This window comes from Pseudomonas sp. TUM25319 (assembly GCF_056388475.1).
The window spans coordinates 1,147,916-1,163,967 of record NZ_CM150751.1 but is presented as its reverse complement, the minus strand read 5'-3'; the positions used below and the strand labels follow the sequence as shown (position 1 = coordinate 1,163,967).

The window sequence follows — 16,052 nt, the reverse complement described above, 5'->3', positions numbered from 1 at the left end:
GACATGGGCGCCCCTCCCCCGGTTCTCTAGCATGGACCCCGCACCCGCATCCGGACTCGCCCCGGCCGGTGCCATGCCCATAACAGGAGAACCTCCATGAACACCGCCGCCCTGGCCTGCCAGAACGTGACCTGGAACCCGATCACCCGAACCAGTACCTTCACCGATCACGACCGCGAGATCCTCACCCACCATTGGCATCCGGTCGCGTTTTCCGCGGATGTGAAAGACAAGCCCTACGCCGTCACCCTGCTGGACGAACCCGTGGTGCTCTACCGCACCGGCGACAAGGTGAACGCCGCCCGTGACATCTGCAGCCACCGTGGCGCGCCGCTGAGCAAGGGCTGGGTCCAGGGCGAGAACCTGATCTGCCCTTACCACGGCCTGCACTTCGGCACCGATGGCCGCTGCACCCGCATTCCGTCCGAACCGAACGCCAACCTCACCGAACGCCACCGCATCCAGATGTACAAGACCCGCGAAGACTACGGGCTGATCTGGGTGCTGATGGCCGGCGACAGCGCACCGTTCGCCGAAATGCCGTCGTGGCACGACGAGGACTTCCAGCGCATCCTGCCTCCGTCGATCGATATCGCCGCCTCGGCCGGCCGCCAGGTGGAAGGCTTCATCGACGTCGCCCACTTCGCCTGGATCCACCACGAAGCCTTTGCCGAGCGGGACAACCCGGTGGTGCCAACCTACAAGGCCGAGGTCACGCCGTACGGGGTTCACGCCGAGTACGTCAGCAACTTCCCCAAGTCGCTGCAGCACCGCGCACCGAAAGACTTCCAGTGGACACGCACCTTCGATGTGTTTGCGCCCTTCACAGCGCGCCTGACGGTCAACTTCCCCGACCCGGAACAGCGCCTGGTGATCCTCAACGCCGCCAGCCCGATCTCGGCGCGCAAGACCCGCATGTTCTGCGCCATCACCCGCAACTTCGACAAGGAGATGCCGCTGGAAGACGTCTACGCCTTCAACCAGCAGGTGTTCGAGGAAGACCGCGACATCGTCGAGCTGTGCCGACCCGAAGACCTGCCGCTGGACCTGTCGCTGGAGATCCACATTCCCGCCGACCGCTCCTCCACCGCCTACCGCCGCGCCCTCCGTGCGCTGGGTCTGGGCCGCGCCTTCACCAGCTGAACAATCGACGGGAGTTTTCACCATGTACACATGGGAATGTCTGGTGTGCGGCTTCATCTACGACGAGGCGGCCGGCAGGCCGGAAGACGGCATTGCCGCCGGCACCCGCTGGGAGGACGTGCCGCAAGACTGGTACTGCCCGGAATGCGGCGTCGGCAAGGCCGATTTCGAGATGGTCCGGGTCGCGGCAAGCGCAGCTCCGGCCCAAGTCGCGCAAGCGGACCCGGTGATCATCCTCGGCTCCGGCCTTGCCGGTTACACCCTGGCTCGCGAGCTGCGCAAGCTCGATACCGGGACACCAATCCTGATCGTTACCCGCGACGGCGGCGAGTTCTACTCCAAGCCGGCGCTGTCCAATGCGTTCCAGACCGGACGCCAGCCGGATCAACTGGTCACCTCCAGCGCCGAGCAGATGGCGGCGCAATTGAACGCTCAGGTCAGGCCCCGCACCGAAGTCGAACGGATCGACGCCGAGGCGCAACTGATCTGGCTCGACGGCCAACCGCAACGCTACCGCTCGCTGGTGCTGGCCCTCGGCGCCGATGCGCGGCGTCCGACGCTGGCGGGCGACGGCGCGGACGCAGTCACCACGGTCAACGATCTGGAAGACTACCGCGGCTTTCGCCAGCGCATCGGCGACAACAGCCGCATCGCCATTCTCGGCGCGGGGCTGATCGGCTGCGAGTTCGCCAACGACCTGCGCCATGCGGGGCACGAGGTGCACATCATCGACCGCGCCACCTGGCCACTGAGCCGCCTGCTGCCCTGCGAAGCCGGCGAGGAAATGGCCAATGCGCTGAAATCCATCGGCGTGCGCCTGATACTGGGCAATGCGCCGGTGGCGGTGCAGCGCAATGGCGCAGGGTTCCGGCTACAGCTGGCCGACGCCAGCGTGCTCGATGTCGACTATGTGCTCTGCGCCATCGGCCTGGAGCCCCGTGGCGATCTGGCGCGGTCAGCGGGAATCGCGGTGGCCGGCGGCATCGTCACTGACGCCTGCCTGCGTACCAGCGCACCGAACGTCTATGCCCTGGGAGATTGTGCGCGGGTACATGACCTGGTGTTGCCCTACGTGATGCCGATCATGCTCCAGGCCCGCGCCCTCGCCCGCACGCTGGCCGGGGAGCCGACGCCCGTGGCTTATCCGGCGATGCCGGTGACCATCAAGACCAGCGTCCTGCCCACGGTGGTCGCCTCGCCGCTGGACGGCAACGGCCTGTGGTCCACCGCCCTGGGCGAGCGTTGCGACAAGGGCATCGCGGCGGTGCGGTCGCTCTGCCACGACGAAGACAGCCGCATGCTGGGCTTCGTGCTGATGGGCGCAGCGACCCAGGAAAAAGCCGAGCTACTGAAAGCGCTCCCGGACTGGCGCTGACAGAGGGAGCATCTGCGCATGGATGCGCTTTCGGGCATCGCTATATATTCAACTACATAGCGATGCCTTTTTTCCGAGAACCGCCATGCCCAACTGCGATGCCCATTTGCTGCGCACGCTCTACACCCTGCTGACCGAGTGCAGCGTGTCGCGCACCGCCGACCTGCTCGGGCAAACCCAGCCCGCCGTCAGTGTCGCCTTGCGCCGGCTGCGCGAACTGACCGGCGATCAACTGCTGGTACGCAGCGGCAGCCGCATGCTGCTGACCAGCCATGGCCAGTCGCTGATCGATCCGGTCGCCCAGGCGCTGGAAGGCATCGAGCAGATCCTCAACCCCATCGACCGCTTCGACCCCGCCAGCACCCGCCAGACCTTTCGCATCAGTACACCGGATTACCTGAGTGTGTTCTTCGTCCCGGCGATCATCGAGCACTTCTACGCCGAAGCCCCGTTCGCCACCCTGGAATTCACCCACCTGCAAGCCGAAGGCGGTTACTCGCGCGGTCTGGAAGAGGGCTATCTGGACCTGGTGATCGGCAACTGGCGTACACCGGCCGATCACCTGCACCTGCAGCCCCTGTGCGACGACGACCTGGTCTGCCTGATGCGCGAGGCGCACCCGATCGCACCCGGCGGCCTGACCCGCGAAGCCTATACCGCCGCAGATCACCTGGCGGTGATGACCCACAACGCTTCCGGCCAGGGCACCATCGGCGCCGAACTGGCCGGCAGCGGCCTGGAGCGGCGCGTCACCACCACCCTGCCCTACTTCTGCCTGGCGCCCTATGCGCTGGTGAAGTCCAATCTGGTGTTCACCACCACCCGCTCCTTCGCCAAGCATTACAGCGACCTGCTGCCGCTGCGCATCGAGCCCTTCCCGGTACCGGCGCCGCCGCTGCGCTATTACCAGCTATGGCATGCCCGCAAGCACCGTTCGCAGGCATCGAAGTGGTTGCGGGCCGTGGTGCTGGCAGCGGCGCGGGCGATTACGCCCAGCCTTTGAATGCGCCGTTTGTTCAAGCGCCCACGGCCACGCCTGGCCGAGACTCGCAGCTCCTTTTTCATGGAGCAGCCTCATGCGCAGCCTGTACGGTCCACTGTTCTTCTTCGGTTTCATCGGTGCCGCAACGCTCGTCGTCAGCCGTGGCGCAAGCCCCGGCTGGCTGCTGTTGCTGCTGGTCGCGGCGATCGTCGTCAGCACGACCTGCGAACGTCTGTGGCCATACCGCCCCGGCTGGAACCAGAGCCGCAACGACAGCGCGCGGGACGTACTGCACGCCAGTGTCAATGAAAGTCTGAACATCCTCAGTGTCGCGGCGATTCCCTTCATTGCCCTGTTGCTGCCGGACGTCGGCCTCTGGCCCCGGCACTGGCCGATCGCGTTACAACTGCTGCTGGCGCTGCCCATCGCCGACCTCGGCATCACCCTGGTGCACTACGCCAGCCATCGTTCGGCCCTGTTGTGGCGGCTGCACGCGGTGCACCACAGCGTCACCCGCCTGTATGGGTTCAATGGCCTGATGAAACACCCGTTGCACCAGTTGCTGGAAGCGCTCGGCGGGACCTTGCCGCTGCTGTTGTGCGGCCTGTCCCAGGAAGTGACGGCGCTGCTGGCGTTCAGCATTTCCATTCAGTTGCTGCTGCAGCACAGCAACGTCGATATGCAGATCGGCCCGCTGCGTCATGTATTCGCCTGGGCACCGGTACACCGCCTGCATCACCTGAAATACGGTCGCAACGGCGACGTGAACTTCGCCCTGTTCTTCAGCCCGTGGGACCGTTTGCTGGGCACGGCGCTGCATCTGCCGGACTACCGATTGGCGGAGGATGATCTGGGTATCGGCGACAGCCCGGATTATCCGGTGGACTATTGGGATCAGTTGAGCCAGCCCTTCGCGGGCGAGGCGGCCACTCATCCGCCCGCGCCGCTACCGGCCGGCCTGCGCGACGCCCTGGCCGATCACATGAAGGGCTAGGTGACGCAGGGTGTGGTCGGCGCGGACGCCGAAGTGGCGACGGATCGAACGGGACAGATGGGCCGAATCGGCGAAGCCGGCGGTGGCCGCCGCCATGGTCAGGTTGCTGCCGGACAGGGCCAGTTGCAGAGCAAAGCGCAGGCGCTGCCAGAGCACCAGCCGACGCACCGACACGCCCAGTTGACCGCTGAACAGTCGCTCCAGCTGGCTGAGGGAAAGGGCCGCTTCGCTGGCCACGACCGAGGCGGGAAGCGTGTCGGCATCGAGCTGGCGGATGCGTTGCACAGCGTTCGCCAGGCGTGCCGGCAAGGCGCGGCGGGGCAGATCGTGCAACTGCCGGATCAGCCCGTCGATATCCGGGCCTTGCTGCGTGCAGAGGCGCAGCAGGTCTGCCGACTCGAAGGCCAGTGGCTCGGCGAACAGACTGATCAGCGGCTGTGCGGTCAGGATGACATGCGGCTGGTTCGACTCGATCAGCACCACCGGAGCGCACCTGGGGTGGCCATCGACCGTGACCGCTACCTCGTCCCCGCAAGCGATCAGCACCTGATGAGGATAATGGGCGTGCTCGTCGGTGTGCCCGGCACTGCCGGCGACCAGACAGAAATCGCTGGCGAGCCAGAGCTGACCCTGCCAGGCCGTTCGGGACGACGGTTGTTGCACGAAAGGCTCCGCTGGTGTCTTGCGAAAGAGCCAGACAGTAACACCTTGCAGTGGCTCACCGGCAACCCTGCGGGCGCGCACCACCAAGGCGTAGGACTCATCTGATTCCTGCGTCCACCCCAGCTAATTTCTCGGCAGTACCGTTCCAGCTACAACCCTCACGCCCTCGCGTCTGCAAGTACCGAATTTTCGCCAAGGTCTCTCGGAATTGTCTTATTTATCCGGGAAGCGCTCCCCCGGAGAATCCGGCCTCGGGACATCCGCTGACTCCACTGACGCACCCGCCGTCGCTCACACCGCGCACCTGCGGCCAAGGCGGATCTCCCGCACAGGGAGGAGGCATGGCATCACTCAAGGAAAAATTCGTCGAGGAACTGGACTACCTGCGTCGGTTGGGGCGGGTCTTTTCTCGTCGCAATCCGGCCCTGGAACCCTTTCTGGGGGGTTCGGCAAAAGACCCCGGCGTCCAGCACCTGCTCGAAGGCTTCGCTTTTCTCAACGCCAGGCTGCGCCTGAAGATCGACGACGACTTCCCGGAAATCACCCAGCCGCTGCTGCAGGCCCTGGACCCGGCCTGCCTGCAACCCAGCCCCAGCATGACCATCATGCGCTTCACACCGACGGAAGGTGCCCTCACCGCGCCTCACCGCGTGTCCCGGGCAACGGTAGTGCAGTCGCGTCGGGTGCAGGGCGTGCGCTGCCAGTTTCGCACCTGCACCGACGTGACACTGCTGCCACTGACCCTCGAGTCCGTCCGGGACAGCCACGGCCCCGACGGCAGCCTGCTGCGCGTAACCCTTCAGGCGTTCCCCGGCACGTCCCTGCATACGCTGGGCTGCGACGACCTGGAATTCCACCTGAGCGGCAGCGAAGACACCGCTTCGATGCTTTACGGCTGGCTGGGCAGGCATCTGCAGGACGTCCGCCTGGAGTGCGATGACCGGCGCCACATGCTGCCAGCACACAATGTCGAGTTTTCCGGCTTCGCGCCCCACGAAGCCCTGCTGCCACAGCCGCCCGGCAAACCCGATGGCTACCGGATCCTGCAGGAATACTTCTGCTACCCCGGCCGTTTCCACTTCTTCCGCCTCACTGGCCTGCGCCGCCTGTGGCCAACCACACCCTGCCAACGCGCCATCCTCGAGTTTCGCTTCCACCGCCCGATGCCCGACGGCAGCCGCGTGACCACCCGCGACCTGGCCCTGTTCTGCACCCCGGCCATCAACCTGTTCCCGGGCAAGAGTTCGGCCATCAGCCTGGAAGAACCCAGGCTCGGCCACCCCCTGGAGCCCGCCGGGGCGAGCGATGCCGGCGCACGGGAGATCTTCAGCGTCGACGGCGTCTCCTGCGCACGTCGAGCCACCACGGCCGAGGGCGCATCGCCGGTCCCGGATTTCCGACCGTATTCATCGGTGCGCCACCCACTGCTCGAGCGCGACGAAGGCTTCTACCTGCACGAGGTCAGCGCCCACCTGCTGCACGACGGGATGGCCCACCGCCTCTCGTTGCTGCGAGGCGACGGCAGCCCCTACGTCGCCAGCGACGAGATTGCCCGAGCCAGCCTGACCTGCACCGACGGCCAGTTGCCGGCCTGTCTGGCACCCGGCGATATCACCTGCCAGACCGACACCACCACCGACCTCGCGGAGTTCACCAACCTCACCGTGCCCACGAAGGCCTGGCCGCCGGAGTTCGGCGGAGACCATCAGTGGCACTGGATATCCAACCTGTCCCCCAGCTACCTGACCCTCGGCAACGTCGAAGCGCTCGCCAGCTTCCTGAGTGCCTACGACCTGCCCGGCCTGCGCGATATCCAGCAGGCCCGCGCGACGCGCCGCAAGCTGGGCGCCATCCGCTCGATCAGCACCCAGCCGGTAGACCGGATGTTCAAGGCGTTGCCGGTGCGCGGAATCCAGACCCACCTGGAACTGAACCCGGAGGGCTACACGAGCGAAGGCGAGATGCACCTGCTGTTCAGCGTGCTCAGCCATGCCCTGTCGGTGTTCTGCACCACCCATTCCTTTCACACCCTGTCCATCGGCACGGGCCCGGGCGAGGCGCCCTACCAATGGCCCCTGCGCCCGGGCACGCAGCCATTGATGTGAGAGGACCCTCGCCTTCGCATGAACCCAAGCAGACAAAGGACGTATCGATGAGCCACCAGGCCAACACGCGCTTCACCTTCTCGGTGACCGACGCAGACGACTTCGAGGTCGTCGAGTTTTCCCTCACCGAGGCGTTGTCCGAAACGTTTCGCCTGGACATCGAGCTTTCCAGCCCTGAGGCGGACATCGACTTTGCCCGGATCGTCGACCGCGGCGCCCGCTTTGTCATCTGGCAGGACGAGCGACCGGTGCGCTACCTCAACGGCCGCATCAGCTCGTTCTTCCAGGGTGAAACCGTGTTTCGCCGGACCCGATACCGGGCAGTGGTCGAGCCGCCGCTCGCGCGCCTGGCACTGTCGTCGGACTGGCGCATCTTCCAGACGCACAGCGCTGCGCAGATCCTCAGGATACTGCTGAAGGAGCACGGCATTGCCTACGATGACCAACTCCTGACCGAAGCACACCTGCCCCGGGAATACTGCGTCCAGGCGGGAGAAACACACCTCGGTTTTCTGCAGCGCCTGGCAGCCGAAGAAGGCATTTTTCACCGTTTCGTCCACGACGCCGAAGGCAGCCGACTGGTGCTGGGCGACCACCTCTACATCCACGGCGCCATCGACGGCGGACCGGTGCAGTACAACCCGACGCCGGGTGGCGATACGGCACGCCCCTGCCTGCGCCGCTTCACCTACGGCGAACATGTGCGCACCGGCCAGCAGGCCCAGCGCGACTACAGCTTCAAGCACCCGCGCTCCCAGCAAGAGTACAGCGCCCAGGCCGAGGACAACGGCTACCAGACGTCGCAGTACGAGCGCTTCGACTACCCCGGCCGCTACAAGCAGGAGAGTGCCGGCGTTCCTTTCACCCGTGACCGCCTGCGCGGCCTGCGCCGCGACACGCAGGTGGCCGTGGTCGAAGGCGACGACCCGAGGCTGGTCCCCGGCGTGGCCTTCGACCTCGTCGGCCATCCGCGCCAACAGTGGAACCACGGCTGGCGCCCCGTGCACATCCGGCACGTCGGCCGCCAGTCCACCCGCCAGCTCGAGGAAAGCACCGACGCCCCGCGGGGCACCCACTACAGCTATGTCGCCGACATCATTCCCGACCGCGTCGAGTGGCGCCCTGCCCCGCTCCCGCGCCCGATCATCCCGGGGCCGCAGATCGCCACCGTGGTCGGTCCTCCGGGCGAGGAGTTTCACGTCGACGAGCACGGTCGCGTGCGCGTGCAGTTCCCGTGGGACCGCCACAGCCGCAACGAAGCCGACAGTTCCTGCTGGATTCGCCCGGCTCACGCCTGGGCCGGCACCCGCTGGGGGCAGGTCGCCCTGCCCCGGATCGGCCAGGAAGTCATCGTCGACTTCCTCGACGGAGACTGCGACCAGCCGGTGATCACCAACCGGCTCTACCGGGTCACCAACCCCTCGCCGTACAAGCTGCCCGACCACCAGGCGCTCTTCACCCTCAAGAGCAAGGAGCACAAAGGTTCCCGCGCCAGCGAATTGCGCCTGGACGACAGCAACCAGCAAATCAGCGCAGCCCTGATGAACGACCACGGTGCCAGCCACCTGCACCTGGGCTACCTCACCCATCCCCGTCCGGACGGCGGCAAGCCGCGTGGCGAAGGCTTCGAACTGCGCACTGATCTGCAAGGCGCGCTGCGAGCTGCACAAGGCCTGCTGCTGAGCACCGAGGCACGGACCGGGGCCGAAGGCGGCCAGCTCGACCGCGACGAGATCGTCGCCACCCTCGAGGCAGCGCTAGATCTGGCCCGTAGCCTGGGCCAGCACGCCAACCAGCACCAGGGCATGCTCCATAACGCACAGCCGCGCGAGCAATTGACCGACGCGGTACGCAAGCTGGGCCAGGGCGCCAACGACCAGCCCGGTGGCAACGGCGCGGAACCGGTCATGGCCTTTTCCGCCCCGGCCGGCATCGCTGCCGGCACACCCCGCTCCATCGCCCTGGCTGCAGGCGAACACCTCGATGGCGCGGCCCAGGTCAACGTGCAACTGACGGCGGGCGACCGCGTGGTGATCAATGCCGGCTACGGCCTGGGCACCTTCACCCAGCGCGGTGACATGCGCCATATCGCCCACACCGGCCAGCTCCTGCTGCAGGCCCAGCACAACGATATCCGCATCGAGGCGGACCGCAGCGTGGAGATCAGCGCCAACCGGCACCACGTCACGCTGTCCGCCGAAGAACACCTCACCCTGCTGTGCGGCGGCGCCTACATCCGCATGGCCGGCGGCAACATCGAAATGGGCATGCCCGGCACCTTCACCGTCAAGGCCACGGACCACAACCTGGTCGGGCCGGCCACCATGACCCCTGACCTGGGCCGGTTCCCCGGATTGCCTGGCGACTTCAAGGAGTATTTCGTCCTGCAGGATCCAAACACCCAGAAGCCCCTGCCAAACCATGCCTACGAGATCGTCCGCGCCAGCGGCGACATCCTGCGCGGCCGTACCGACGAGAACGGCCAGACCGAAGTCGTCACCAGCGACCGCCCGGAAGCCCTGGAAGTCACGCCAATACCCGACCCGGATGACCTGCTGCAACTCGAGGCCAGCTACTGGAGCGGCGACGGCGAGCACTCGCTGGACTTTCTTCGCGACCCCACCCAGGAGAGGGACTGAACCATGACCGCCAATACCCGCAAGGTCGGAAAAAAGAACGATTCGGGCGTCGCCCGCGGCAGCACCAAAGCTGATGTTTCAGGGCAGGTGCTGCCGGTGACCAACCCCCTCGACCTCTGGTACCTCTGCGAAAAAGCCCGTTATGCCAAGGCCAACCCGTACCGGCGTACCGGCGACGAAGCGCCCATGTACCAGCGCACCGTGGCCCTGCTGGTGCGCGCCGACAACGAGATGTTCGAGTACCGCTGGCCCTACTGCGCCGAAGTCGGCTACGACATGACCAAAACTCCACCGGCCCCGATCATGAGCCGCAAACAGCCGCACCGGCCAAGTTCCTTTCCGCTGTCCCAGTACAAGCGCATCAGCAGCACTTATCTGCCGGAATACAGCAGCGTGGAAGTGGTGCAGGACATCCTGGGGTTGAAGGAACTGGAACAGATGATCGAGCTGCCGTTGCCTGCAGGAGTTGAGAACGGCATTCGGCTGGGGACGGGGAAAAAGAAACAGGTACTACTGCGTATTCCTGATGTGGTGCGGGTCATCGATCACACCTCTGGCGGTGAAGGGCAGTACAGCCAGTCCAATCTGGCTAGCGTGATTGAGATGAAGTTCGAGAAGGACGTACTTAATGAGCAACAGAGAATGGCTTATGTAGAGATCGCAGGTAGGACTGAGAGATTTAGATTGCTACGCACCGACCGATGCGACAAAGCGGACCGGCGCCAACGACGGGAATGGATGACCGCCGCCCAGCATGAACCGGTCTACAAACCCGTATCGCAAGTCCTGTCCCGGCCCCTGCGCGCCTCAGCCGACCCTCATGGGCTGATCGTCGGCCTGATCGATGCCGAACACCTGGCCGCCCGACGGCAACTCGAAGTCCTGCTCCCACCACCCGGCACTCACATCATGAGCGCCAGCCCCGATATGCGGGAAGCCAACGCACAGGCGGCCCGGGCACGCATGCAGATGGAACTGCCGTTGATAGCGCCTTTCCTCGCGCTGGCCGGCCCGGCCTTTGTGTCTCGATTAACGGCTACTGCTGGCACTGGAACAACCACGGCGCCGGTCCTTACAGCCCGGGCAGGCCCAAAGGTCGTTCGTTATGCGCGGCTCCTCGACTGGGCACGCCTGGGCGTTGGCACCAGCGCCGCAAGCGCCCCTCTTGCCTTTGCCGAAGCCGAAGGGGGCACCTCCTCTCCCGTTCTCACACCCGAGCACCTGCGTCACTGGCAGGCCTACAAGGACTGGGAATTCACTCAACTTCATAAACCCCGCACGGAACAGCTTTATCTGTTCTGGCCAGATGCTCCGGAAATCGACCAATGACTGATTTTTTCACCGAATTCGACGCAGAACGCTGGCATTTCACTTATGTCGATGAGAACGATCATGATCTGCCCGTTCAACAAGTTGGAATAGTCGCGACATTTCAGTTGCTCGACGCCTATCACCCTTTACGCCGAAAGGGCATCGCAGAGGCTTTTTCCTTATACAACGAACTATATCACGGCAAACTCAAAGGGGGCTATCGAGGAGACAAGCCAATGGTCGTTCGCCCTCTTTCCAAAATGGGAATTGATGAATACCACGACTATATAATCAACACCGACCCCATGGATGCAGTTGAATTAAAATGCATGTCTAGACTTAGCTTTGAGCATACAAGCGATTATGCATTCAGTGTTTTTTCCCCCGAAGGTTGGTTTGAGAAAATCCACAAAAGGTTCACCACTGTACGAATCTATTTACCCATAGAAGCACTTTTGGATGATGGAAAAAAACGATTTGAAAGTTTTCTACTGAAGTGCTGCACCTTGCTTCGGCCAATTCATGGAGCAGCCGGACTGGGAATACAGGATTGCCACAGTTGGGAAGACTACCAGCACCTGGGCTATGAGACCGCCTGGGCGTACAGGGGAGTGGATGTGTGTCCGCCAACAGCCGAAAAAAATTGGCGAGCGGGCTACTCCAATCTCAACTGGTACACCTTCCTCGCCCACCACTGGATCGCCACGCTGGGCACGCCTGAAGAACTCCAGGCCAAACTGGGCGATCCCCGTATCGTGCAGATCCCCTACGAGTGGGGGACGGTGATCCGCGCCGGTGACTGGCCGGCACTGGGCAAGGCCCAGGTGGATCCGCAGCCGGAACTGTACGTCAAGGTCAATAACGCCATCCGCAACCTCCGGGTACGGGACATGGGCTCCCTGCACTACGGCTCCATCGGCGGCGAAGTGCGCTTCAACCCGCTCACCAGCAACCTCTGGCTGCGCCGTTTCGATACGCCAGAGGAAATCCGCAAGGCCATCGACGAGGCCGGCAAGGTCACGACCAAAGAGCATCACTACCTGCGTGTCGTGTCTGGAATGCCGTGTCCATGGCCCGGCATCTGGATATGCGAAGAAGACTCTTCTCCGGGACGACAGACATTCCAGCACAACGTGATCCTGCCCGAAGTAAACGGCCAGCGGGTGACGTGGCGCATGGTCAAGTTCTTTTGAGCCGAATTCATGAATCACGGACGAAACACAGGAACAAAACCATGACCGACTTTTTTACCGAGTTCGATGCTGAACGCTGGCACTTTACCTATGTTGATGAGGACGACCACGACCTGCCCGTTCAACAGGTAGGGATCGTCGCCATCTTCAGTTTGGTCGACGCCTACCTTCCTATTCGCCGAAAAGGAATCGCTGAAGCATTTTCGCTTTATCACGACCTTTATGGAGACAACATAAATGGAGGATATCGCGAAGACAAGGGGACGACTATACGGCCCTTGTCAAAGATGAGGTTCGAGGATTACAAAAGCTACATCATGAATAGCGACCCAATGGACGTTATCGAACTCAAGTATCTATCAAGACTCAGCTTCGAACACCCCAGCGACTATAGCTTTGAAGTCTACTCCCCCGAGGGATGGTATGAAAAAATCCATGAAAGAATCAGTACAGTCCGAATTTATTTACCGATTGAAGAACTTCGCGGGGAAGGAAAGTCCAGATTCGAATCTTTTCTGTTGAAGTGCTGCACTTTACTTCGCCCCCTTCACGGTGCCGCCGGATTGGGAATGCAGGACTGTCATAACTGGGAGGACTATCAGAGCATCGGATACGAAACAGCCTGGTCCTACAGGGGAGTGGATCTATGCCCACCGACAGGAAACAAAAGATGGCGTGATGGCTACGTCAATCTCAACTGGTACACCTTCCTCGCCCACCACTGGATCGCCACGCTGGGCACGCCTGAAGAACTCCAGGCCAAACTGGGCGATCCCCGTATCGTGCAGATCCCCTACGAGTGGGGGACGGTGATCCGCGCCGGTGACTGGCCGGCACTGGGCAAGGCCCAGGTGGATCCGCAGCCGGAACTGTACGTCAAGGTCAATAACGCCATCCGCAACCTCCGGGTACGGGACATCGGCTCCCTGCACTACGGCTCCATCGGCGGCGAAGTGCGCTTCAACCCGCTCACCAGCAACCTCTGGCTGCGCCGTTTCGATACGCCAGAGGAAATCCGCAAGGCCATCGACGAGGCCGGCAAAGTCACGACCAAAGAGCGTCACTACTTGCGTGTCGTGTCTGGAATGCCGTGTCCATGGCCCGGCATCTGGATATGCGAAGAAGACTCTTCTCCGGGACGACAGACATTCCAGCACAACGTGATCCTGCCCGAAGTAAACGGCCAGCGGGTGACGTGGCGCATGGTCAAGTTCTTTTGAGCCGAATTTATTAATCACGGACGGAACACAGGAACAAAACCATGACCGACTTCTTCACCGAGTTCGATGCCGAACGCTGGAACTTTACCTATGTTGATGAAACCGACCATGACATTCCCGTTCAGCAAGTTGGGATTGTCGCGAACTTTCATCTATTGGACGCCTACCACCCTATTCGTAGAGAAGGTATTGCGCAGGCATTCTCTTTATATAACGAACTATATGGAGACAAGCTCAAGGGAGGGTATAGAGAAGACAAGCGCATGATCGTTCGCCCCTTCTCAAAGATGAGCACGGACGATTACAAAAACTATATCTTGAACACGAGCCCCATGGAAGCAATCGAGTTCATGTGCATGTCACGACTGAGCTTGCAGCATACCAGCGACTACATGTTTGGGGTTTTCTCCCCTGAAGGCTGGTTTGAAAAAATTCATGACTCATTTACTACTGTAATAATCTATCTCCCCACAGAAGAACTACAGGGGGAAGGAAAAGACCGATTCGAGCTTTTTCTTCTGAAATGCTGTGCTTTCCTGCGACCTATCCATGGTGTTGCGGGGTTGGGTATACAAGAATGTCAGAACTGGGAGGATTATCAGCACCTTGAGTACGAAACAGCCTGGGCCTACAGGGGCGTTGATGTATGTATCCCTACCGGGAATGAAGAATGGCGAACGGGTTATTCCAATCTCAACTGGTACACCTTCCTCGCCCACCACTGGATCGCCACGCTGGGCACGCCTGAAGAACTCCAGGCCAAACTGGGCGATCCCCGTATCGTGCAGATCCCCTACGAGTGGGGGACGGTGATCCGCGCCGGTGACTGGCCAGCATTGGGCAAGGCCCAGGTGGATCCGCAACCGGAACTGTACGTCAAGGTCAATAACGCCATCCGCAACCTCCGGGTACGGGACATCGGCTCCCTGCACTACGGCTCCATCGGCGGCGAAGTGCGCTTCAACCCGCTCACCAGCAACCTCTGGCTGCGCCGTTTCGATACGCCAGAGGAAATCCGCAAGGCCATCGACGAGGCCGGCAAGGTCACGACCAAAGAGCGTCACTACTTGCGGGTCGTGTCTGGAATGCCGTGTCCATGGCCTGGCATCTGGATATGTGAAGAAGACTCCTCTCCGGGGCGACAGACATTCCAGCACAACGTGATCCTGCCCGAAGTAAACGGCCAGCGGGTGACATGGCGCATGGTCAAGTTCTTTTGAGTCGAGCTCATGAATTACGGACGGGGCACAGGAATAAAACCATGACCGACTTTTTCACCGGGTTCGATGCCGAACGCTGGCACTTTACCTATGTTGATGAGGACGACCACGACCTTCCCGTTCAACAGGTTGGGATCGTCGCCATCTTCAGTATGGTCGACGCTTATCTTCCTGTTCGCCGAAAGGGAATTGCGGACGCGTTTACCCTATACCACGACCTATACGGCGACAACCTAAAGGGGGGATACAGGGGAGATAAGCGCATGATAGTACGCCCACTTTCAAAAATGGACTTCAACGCATACCGAGACTATGCAATAAAAACCAGCCCTGATAGCGCGATAGAGTTTGATTGCATGTCGAGAATTAGCCTTGATCACGCCAGTGATTATCTGTTCGGCGTATTCTCACCGGCGGGCTGGTATGAAAATATCCATAAAAGAATTACTACAGTACGAATTCATTTACCAATAGAAGAACTTCGCGACAAGGGAAAGTCCAAGTTCGAATCTTTTCTGTTGAAGTGCTGCACCTTACTCCGCCCCCTTCACGGTTCCGCTGGATTGGGAATGCAGGATTGCCATAACTGGGAAAACAATCAGAGCGCCGGATACGAAACAGCCTGGTCCTACAGGGGAGTGGATCTATGTCCACCGACAGGAAACAAAAGGTGGCGTGATGGCTACATCAACCTCAACTGGTACACCTTCCTCGCCCACCACTGGGTCGCCAAGCTGGGCACACCCGAAGAACTTCAGGCCAAACTGAACGACCCACGTATCGCCCTCCTCCCCTACAAGTGGGGCACTGCCATCCGTGCCGGTGACTGGCCGGCACTGGGCAAGGCCGAAACAGACCCTCGCCCCGAGCTCTATGTGAAGGTCAACAACGCCATCCGCAGCCTGCGCGTGCAGGACATCGGCTCGCTGCACTACGGCGCCATCGACCGCGAAGTGCGCATGAACCCGCTCAGCAGCAACCTCTGGTTGCGCCGCTTCGACACCCCGCAGGAGATCCGCCAGGCCATCGACGCCTCCAGCGAACAGGACCTCCTGCGCATGCCCTCGGGCTTGCCGTGCCCATGGCCCGGCGTATGGATCTGCGAGCAACAACCCGACCTGAAACCACACACCTTCAGCCACGCCGACCGCCTGCCCGACGTGAAGGGGCAGAGGGTCAGCTGGCGCCTGGTCGAGACTCACTAGCA

Annotated in this window: 12 protein-coding genes; 11 read left to right on the top strand and 1 reads right to left on the bottom strand. The window is 62.2% G+C overall.

What is annotated here, in order from left to right; all coding sequences use genetic code 11:
* Positions 1–96 precede the first annotated feature (96 nt).
* The 4 genes from AC05QJ_RS05425 (at position 97) to AC05QJ_RS05410 (ending at position 4,494) form a co-directional block, all read left to right on the top strand.
* On the top strand, positions 97–1,143 hold the full coding sequence (locus AC05QJ_RS05425; RefSeq protein WP_476745952.1) for a Rieske 2Fe-2S domain-containing protein: 1,047 nt from the start codon (positions 97–99) through the stop codon (positions 1,141–1,143).
* A 22-nt stretch (positions 1,144–1,165) separates the two neighbouring features.
* Positions 1,166–2,518, top strand: coding sequence for an FAD-dependent oxidoreductase (locus AC05QJ_RS05420; protein WP_476745951.1), 1,353 nt, complete (start codon positions 1,166–1,168; stop codon positions 2,516–2,518).
* A gap of 85 nt (positions 2,519–2,603) precedes the next feature.
* Positions 2,604–3,521, top strand: a complete 918-nt coding sequence (locus AC05QJ_RS05415) for a LysR family transcriptional regulator (RefSeq protein WP_476745950.1) — start codon at positions 2,604–2,606, stop codon at positions 3,519–3,521.
* A gap of 73 nt (positions 3,522–3,594) precedes the next feature.
* Complete coding sequence (locus tag AC05QJ_RS05410) at positions 3,595–4,494, top strand: sterol desaturase family protein (protein WP_476745949.1); 900 nt, start codon at positions 3,595–3,597, stop codon at positions 4,492–4,494.
* Here AC05QJ_RS05410 and AC05QJ_RS05405 read toward each other — a convergent pair.
* Positions 4,447–5,157 carry an AraC family transcriptional regulator gene (locus AC05QJ_RS05405; protein WP_476745948.1) on the bottom strand — a complete coding sequence of 237 codons (711 nt, stop codon included), beginning with the start codon at positions 5,155–5,157 and terminating at the stop codon, positions 4,447–4,449. The two genes, AC05QJ_RS05410 and AC05QJ_RS05405, sit on opposite strands and share 48 nt — an antisense overlap.
* Positions 5,158–5,498: 341 nt before the next feature.
* Between AC05QJ_RS05405 and tssF the strand changes: the two genes are divergently transcribed.
* From tssF to AC05QJ_RS05370, 7 genes are read left to right on the top strand one after another with little or no spacing between them, the layout of a single operon-like run.
* Positions 5,499–7,262 carry a type VI secretion system baseplate subunit TssF gene (gene tssF, locus AC05QJ_RS05400; protein ID WP_476745947.1) on the top strand — a complete coding sequence of 588 codons (1,764 nt, stop codon included), beginning with the start codon at positions 5,499–5,501 and terminating at the stop codon, positions 7,260–7,262.
* Between the two features lie 47 nt (positions 7,263–7,309).
* On the top strand, positions 7,310–9,901 hold the full coding sequence (locus AC05QJ_RS05395) for a type VI secretion system Vgr family protein (protein WP_476745946.1): 2,592 nt from the start codon (positions 7,310–7,312) through the stop codon (positions 9,899–9,901).
* 3 nt (positions 9,902–9,904) lie between these two features.
* Positions 9,905–11,230 (top strand): hypothetical protein, encoded by a 1,326-nt coding sequence (locus AC05QJ_RS05390; protein WP_476745945.1) that lies wholly within the window; start codon positions 9,905–9,907, stop codon positions 11,228–11,230.
* Complete coding sequence (locus AC05QJ_RS05385) at positions 11,227–12,405, top strand: type VI immunity family protein (protein WP_476745944.1); 1,179 nt, start codon at positions 11,227–11,229, stop codon at positions 12,403–12,405. Before AC05QJ_RS05390 ends, AC05QJ_RS05385 begins: the two co-directional genes overlap by 4 nt.
* A gap of 41 nt (positions 12,406–12,446) precedes the next feature.
* Positions 12,447–13,625 (top strand): type VI immunity family protein, encoded by a 1,179-nt coding sequence (locus AC05QJ_RS05380; protein WP_476745943.1) that lies wholly within the window; start codon positions 12,447–12,449, stop codon positions 13,623–13,625.
* A 41-nt stretch (positions 13,626–13,666) separates the two neighbouring features.
* Positions 13,667–14,845, top strand: coding sequence for a type VI immunity family protein (locus AC05QJ_RS05375; protein WP_476745942.1), 1,179 nt, complete (start codon positions 13,667–13,669; stop codon positions 14,843–14,845).
* A 41-nt stretch (positions 14,846–14,886) separates the two neighbouring features.
* Positions 14,887–16,050 (top strand): type VI immunity family protein, encoded by a 1,164-nt coding sequence (locus AC05QJ_RS05370; protein WP_476745941.1) that lies wholly within the window; start codon positions 14,887–14,889, stop codon positions 16,048–16,050.
* Positions 16,051–16,052: the final 2 nt, after the last annotated feature.

What these genes read in the sequence shown, in the direction of transcription:
- AC05QJ_RS05425 (WP_476745952.1), top strand. Translation starts at nt 97, where the DNA reads ATGAACACCGCCGCCCTGGCCTGCCAGAACGTGACCTGGAACCCGATC.
- AC05QJ_RS05390 (WP_476745945.1), top strand. Translation starts at nt 9,905, where the DNA reads ATGACCGCCAATACCCGCAAGGTCGGAAAAAAGAACGATTCGGGCGTC.
- AC05QJ_RS05385 (WP_476745944.1), top strand. Translation starts at nt 11,227, where the DNA reads ATGACTGATTTTTTCACCGAATTCGACGCAGAACGCTGGCATTTCACT.
- tssF (WP_476745947.1), top strand. Translation starts at nt 5,499, where the DNA reads ATGGCATCACTCAAGGAAAAATTCGTCGAGGAACTGGACTACCTGCGT.
- AC05QJ_RS05410 (WP_476745949.1), top strand. Translation starts at nt 3,595, where the DNA reads ATGCGCAGCCTGTACGGTCCACTGTTCTTCTTCGGTTTCATCGGTGCC.
- AC05QJ_RS05395 (WP_476745946.1), top strand. Translation starts at nt 7,310, where the DNA reads ATGAGCCACCAGGCCAACACGCGCTTCACCTTCTCGGTGACCGACGCA.
- AC05QJ_RS05415 (WP_476745950.1), top strand. Translation starts at nt 2,604, where the DNA reads ATGCCCAACTGCGATGCCCATTTGCTGCGCACGCTCTACACCCTGCTG.
- AC05QJ_RS05420 (WP_476745951.1), top strand. Translation starts at nt 1,166, where the DNA reads ATGTACACATGGGAATGTCTGGTGTGCGGCTTCATCTACGACGAGGCG.
- AC05QJ_RS05380 (WP_476745943.1), top strand. Translation starts at nt 12,447, where the DNA reads ATGACCGACTTTTTTACCGAGTTCGATGCTGAACGCTGGCACTTTACC.
- AC05QJ_RS05370 (WP_476745941.1), top strand. Translation starts at nt 14,887, where the DNA reads ATGACCGACTTTTTCACCGGGTTCGATGCCGAACGCTGGCACTTTACC.
- AC05QJ_RS05375 (WP_476745942.1), top strand. Translation starts at nt 13,667, where the DNA reads ATGACCGACTTCTTCACCGAGTTCGATGCCGAACGCTGGAACTTTACC.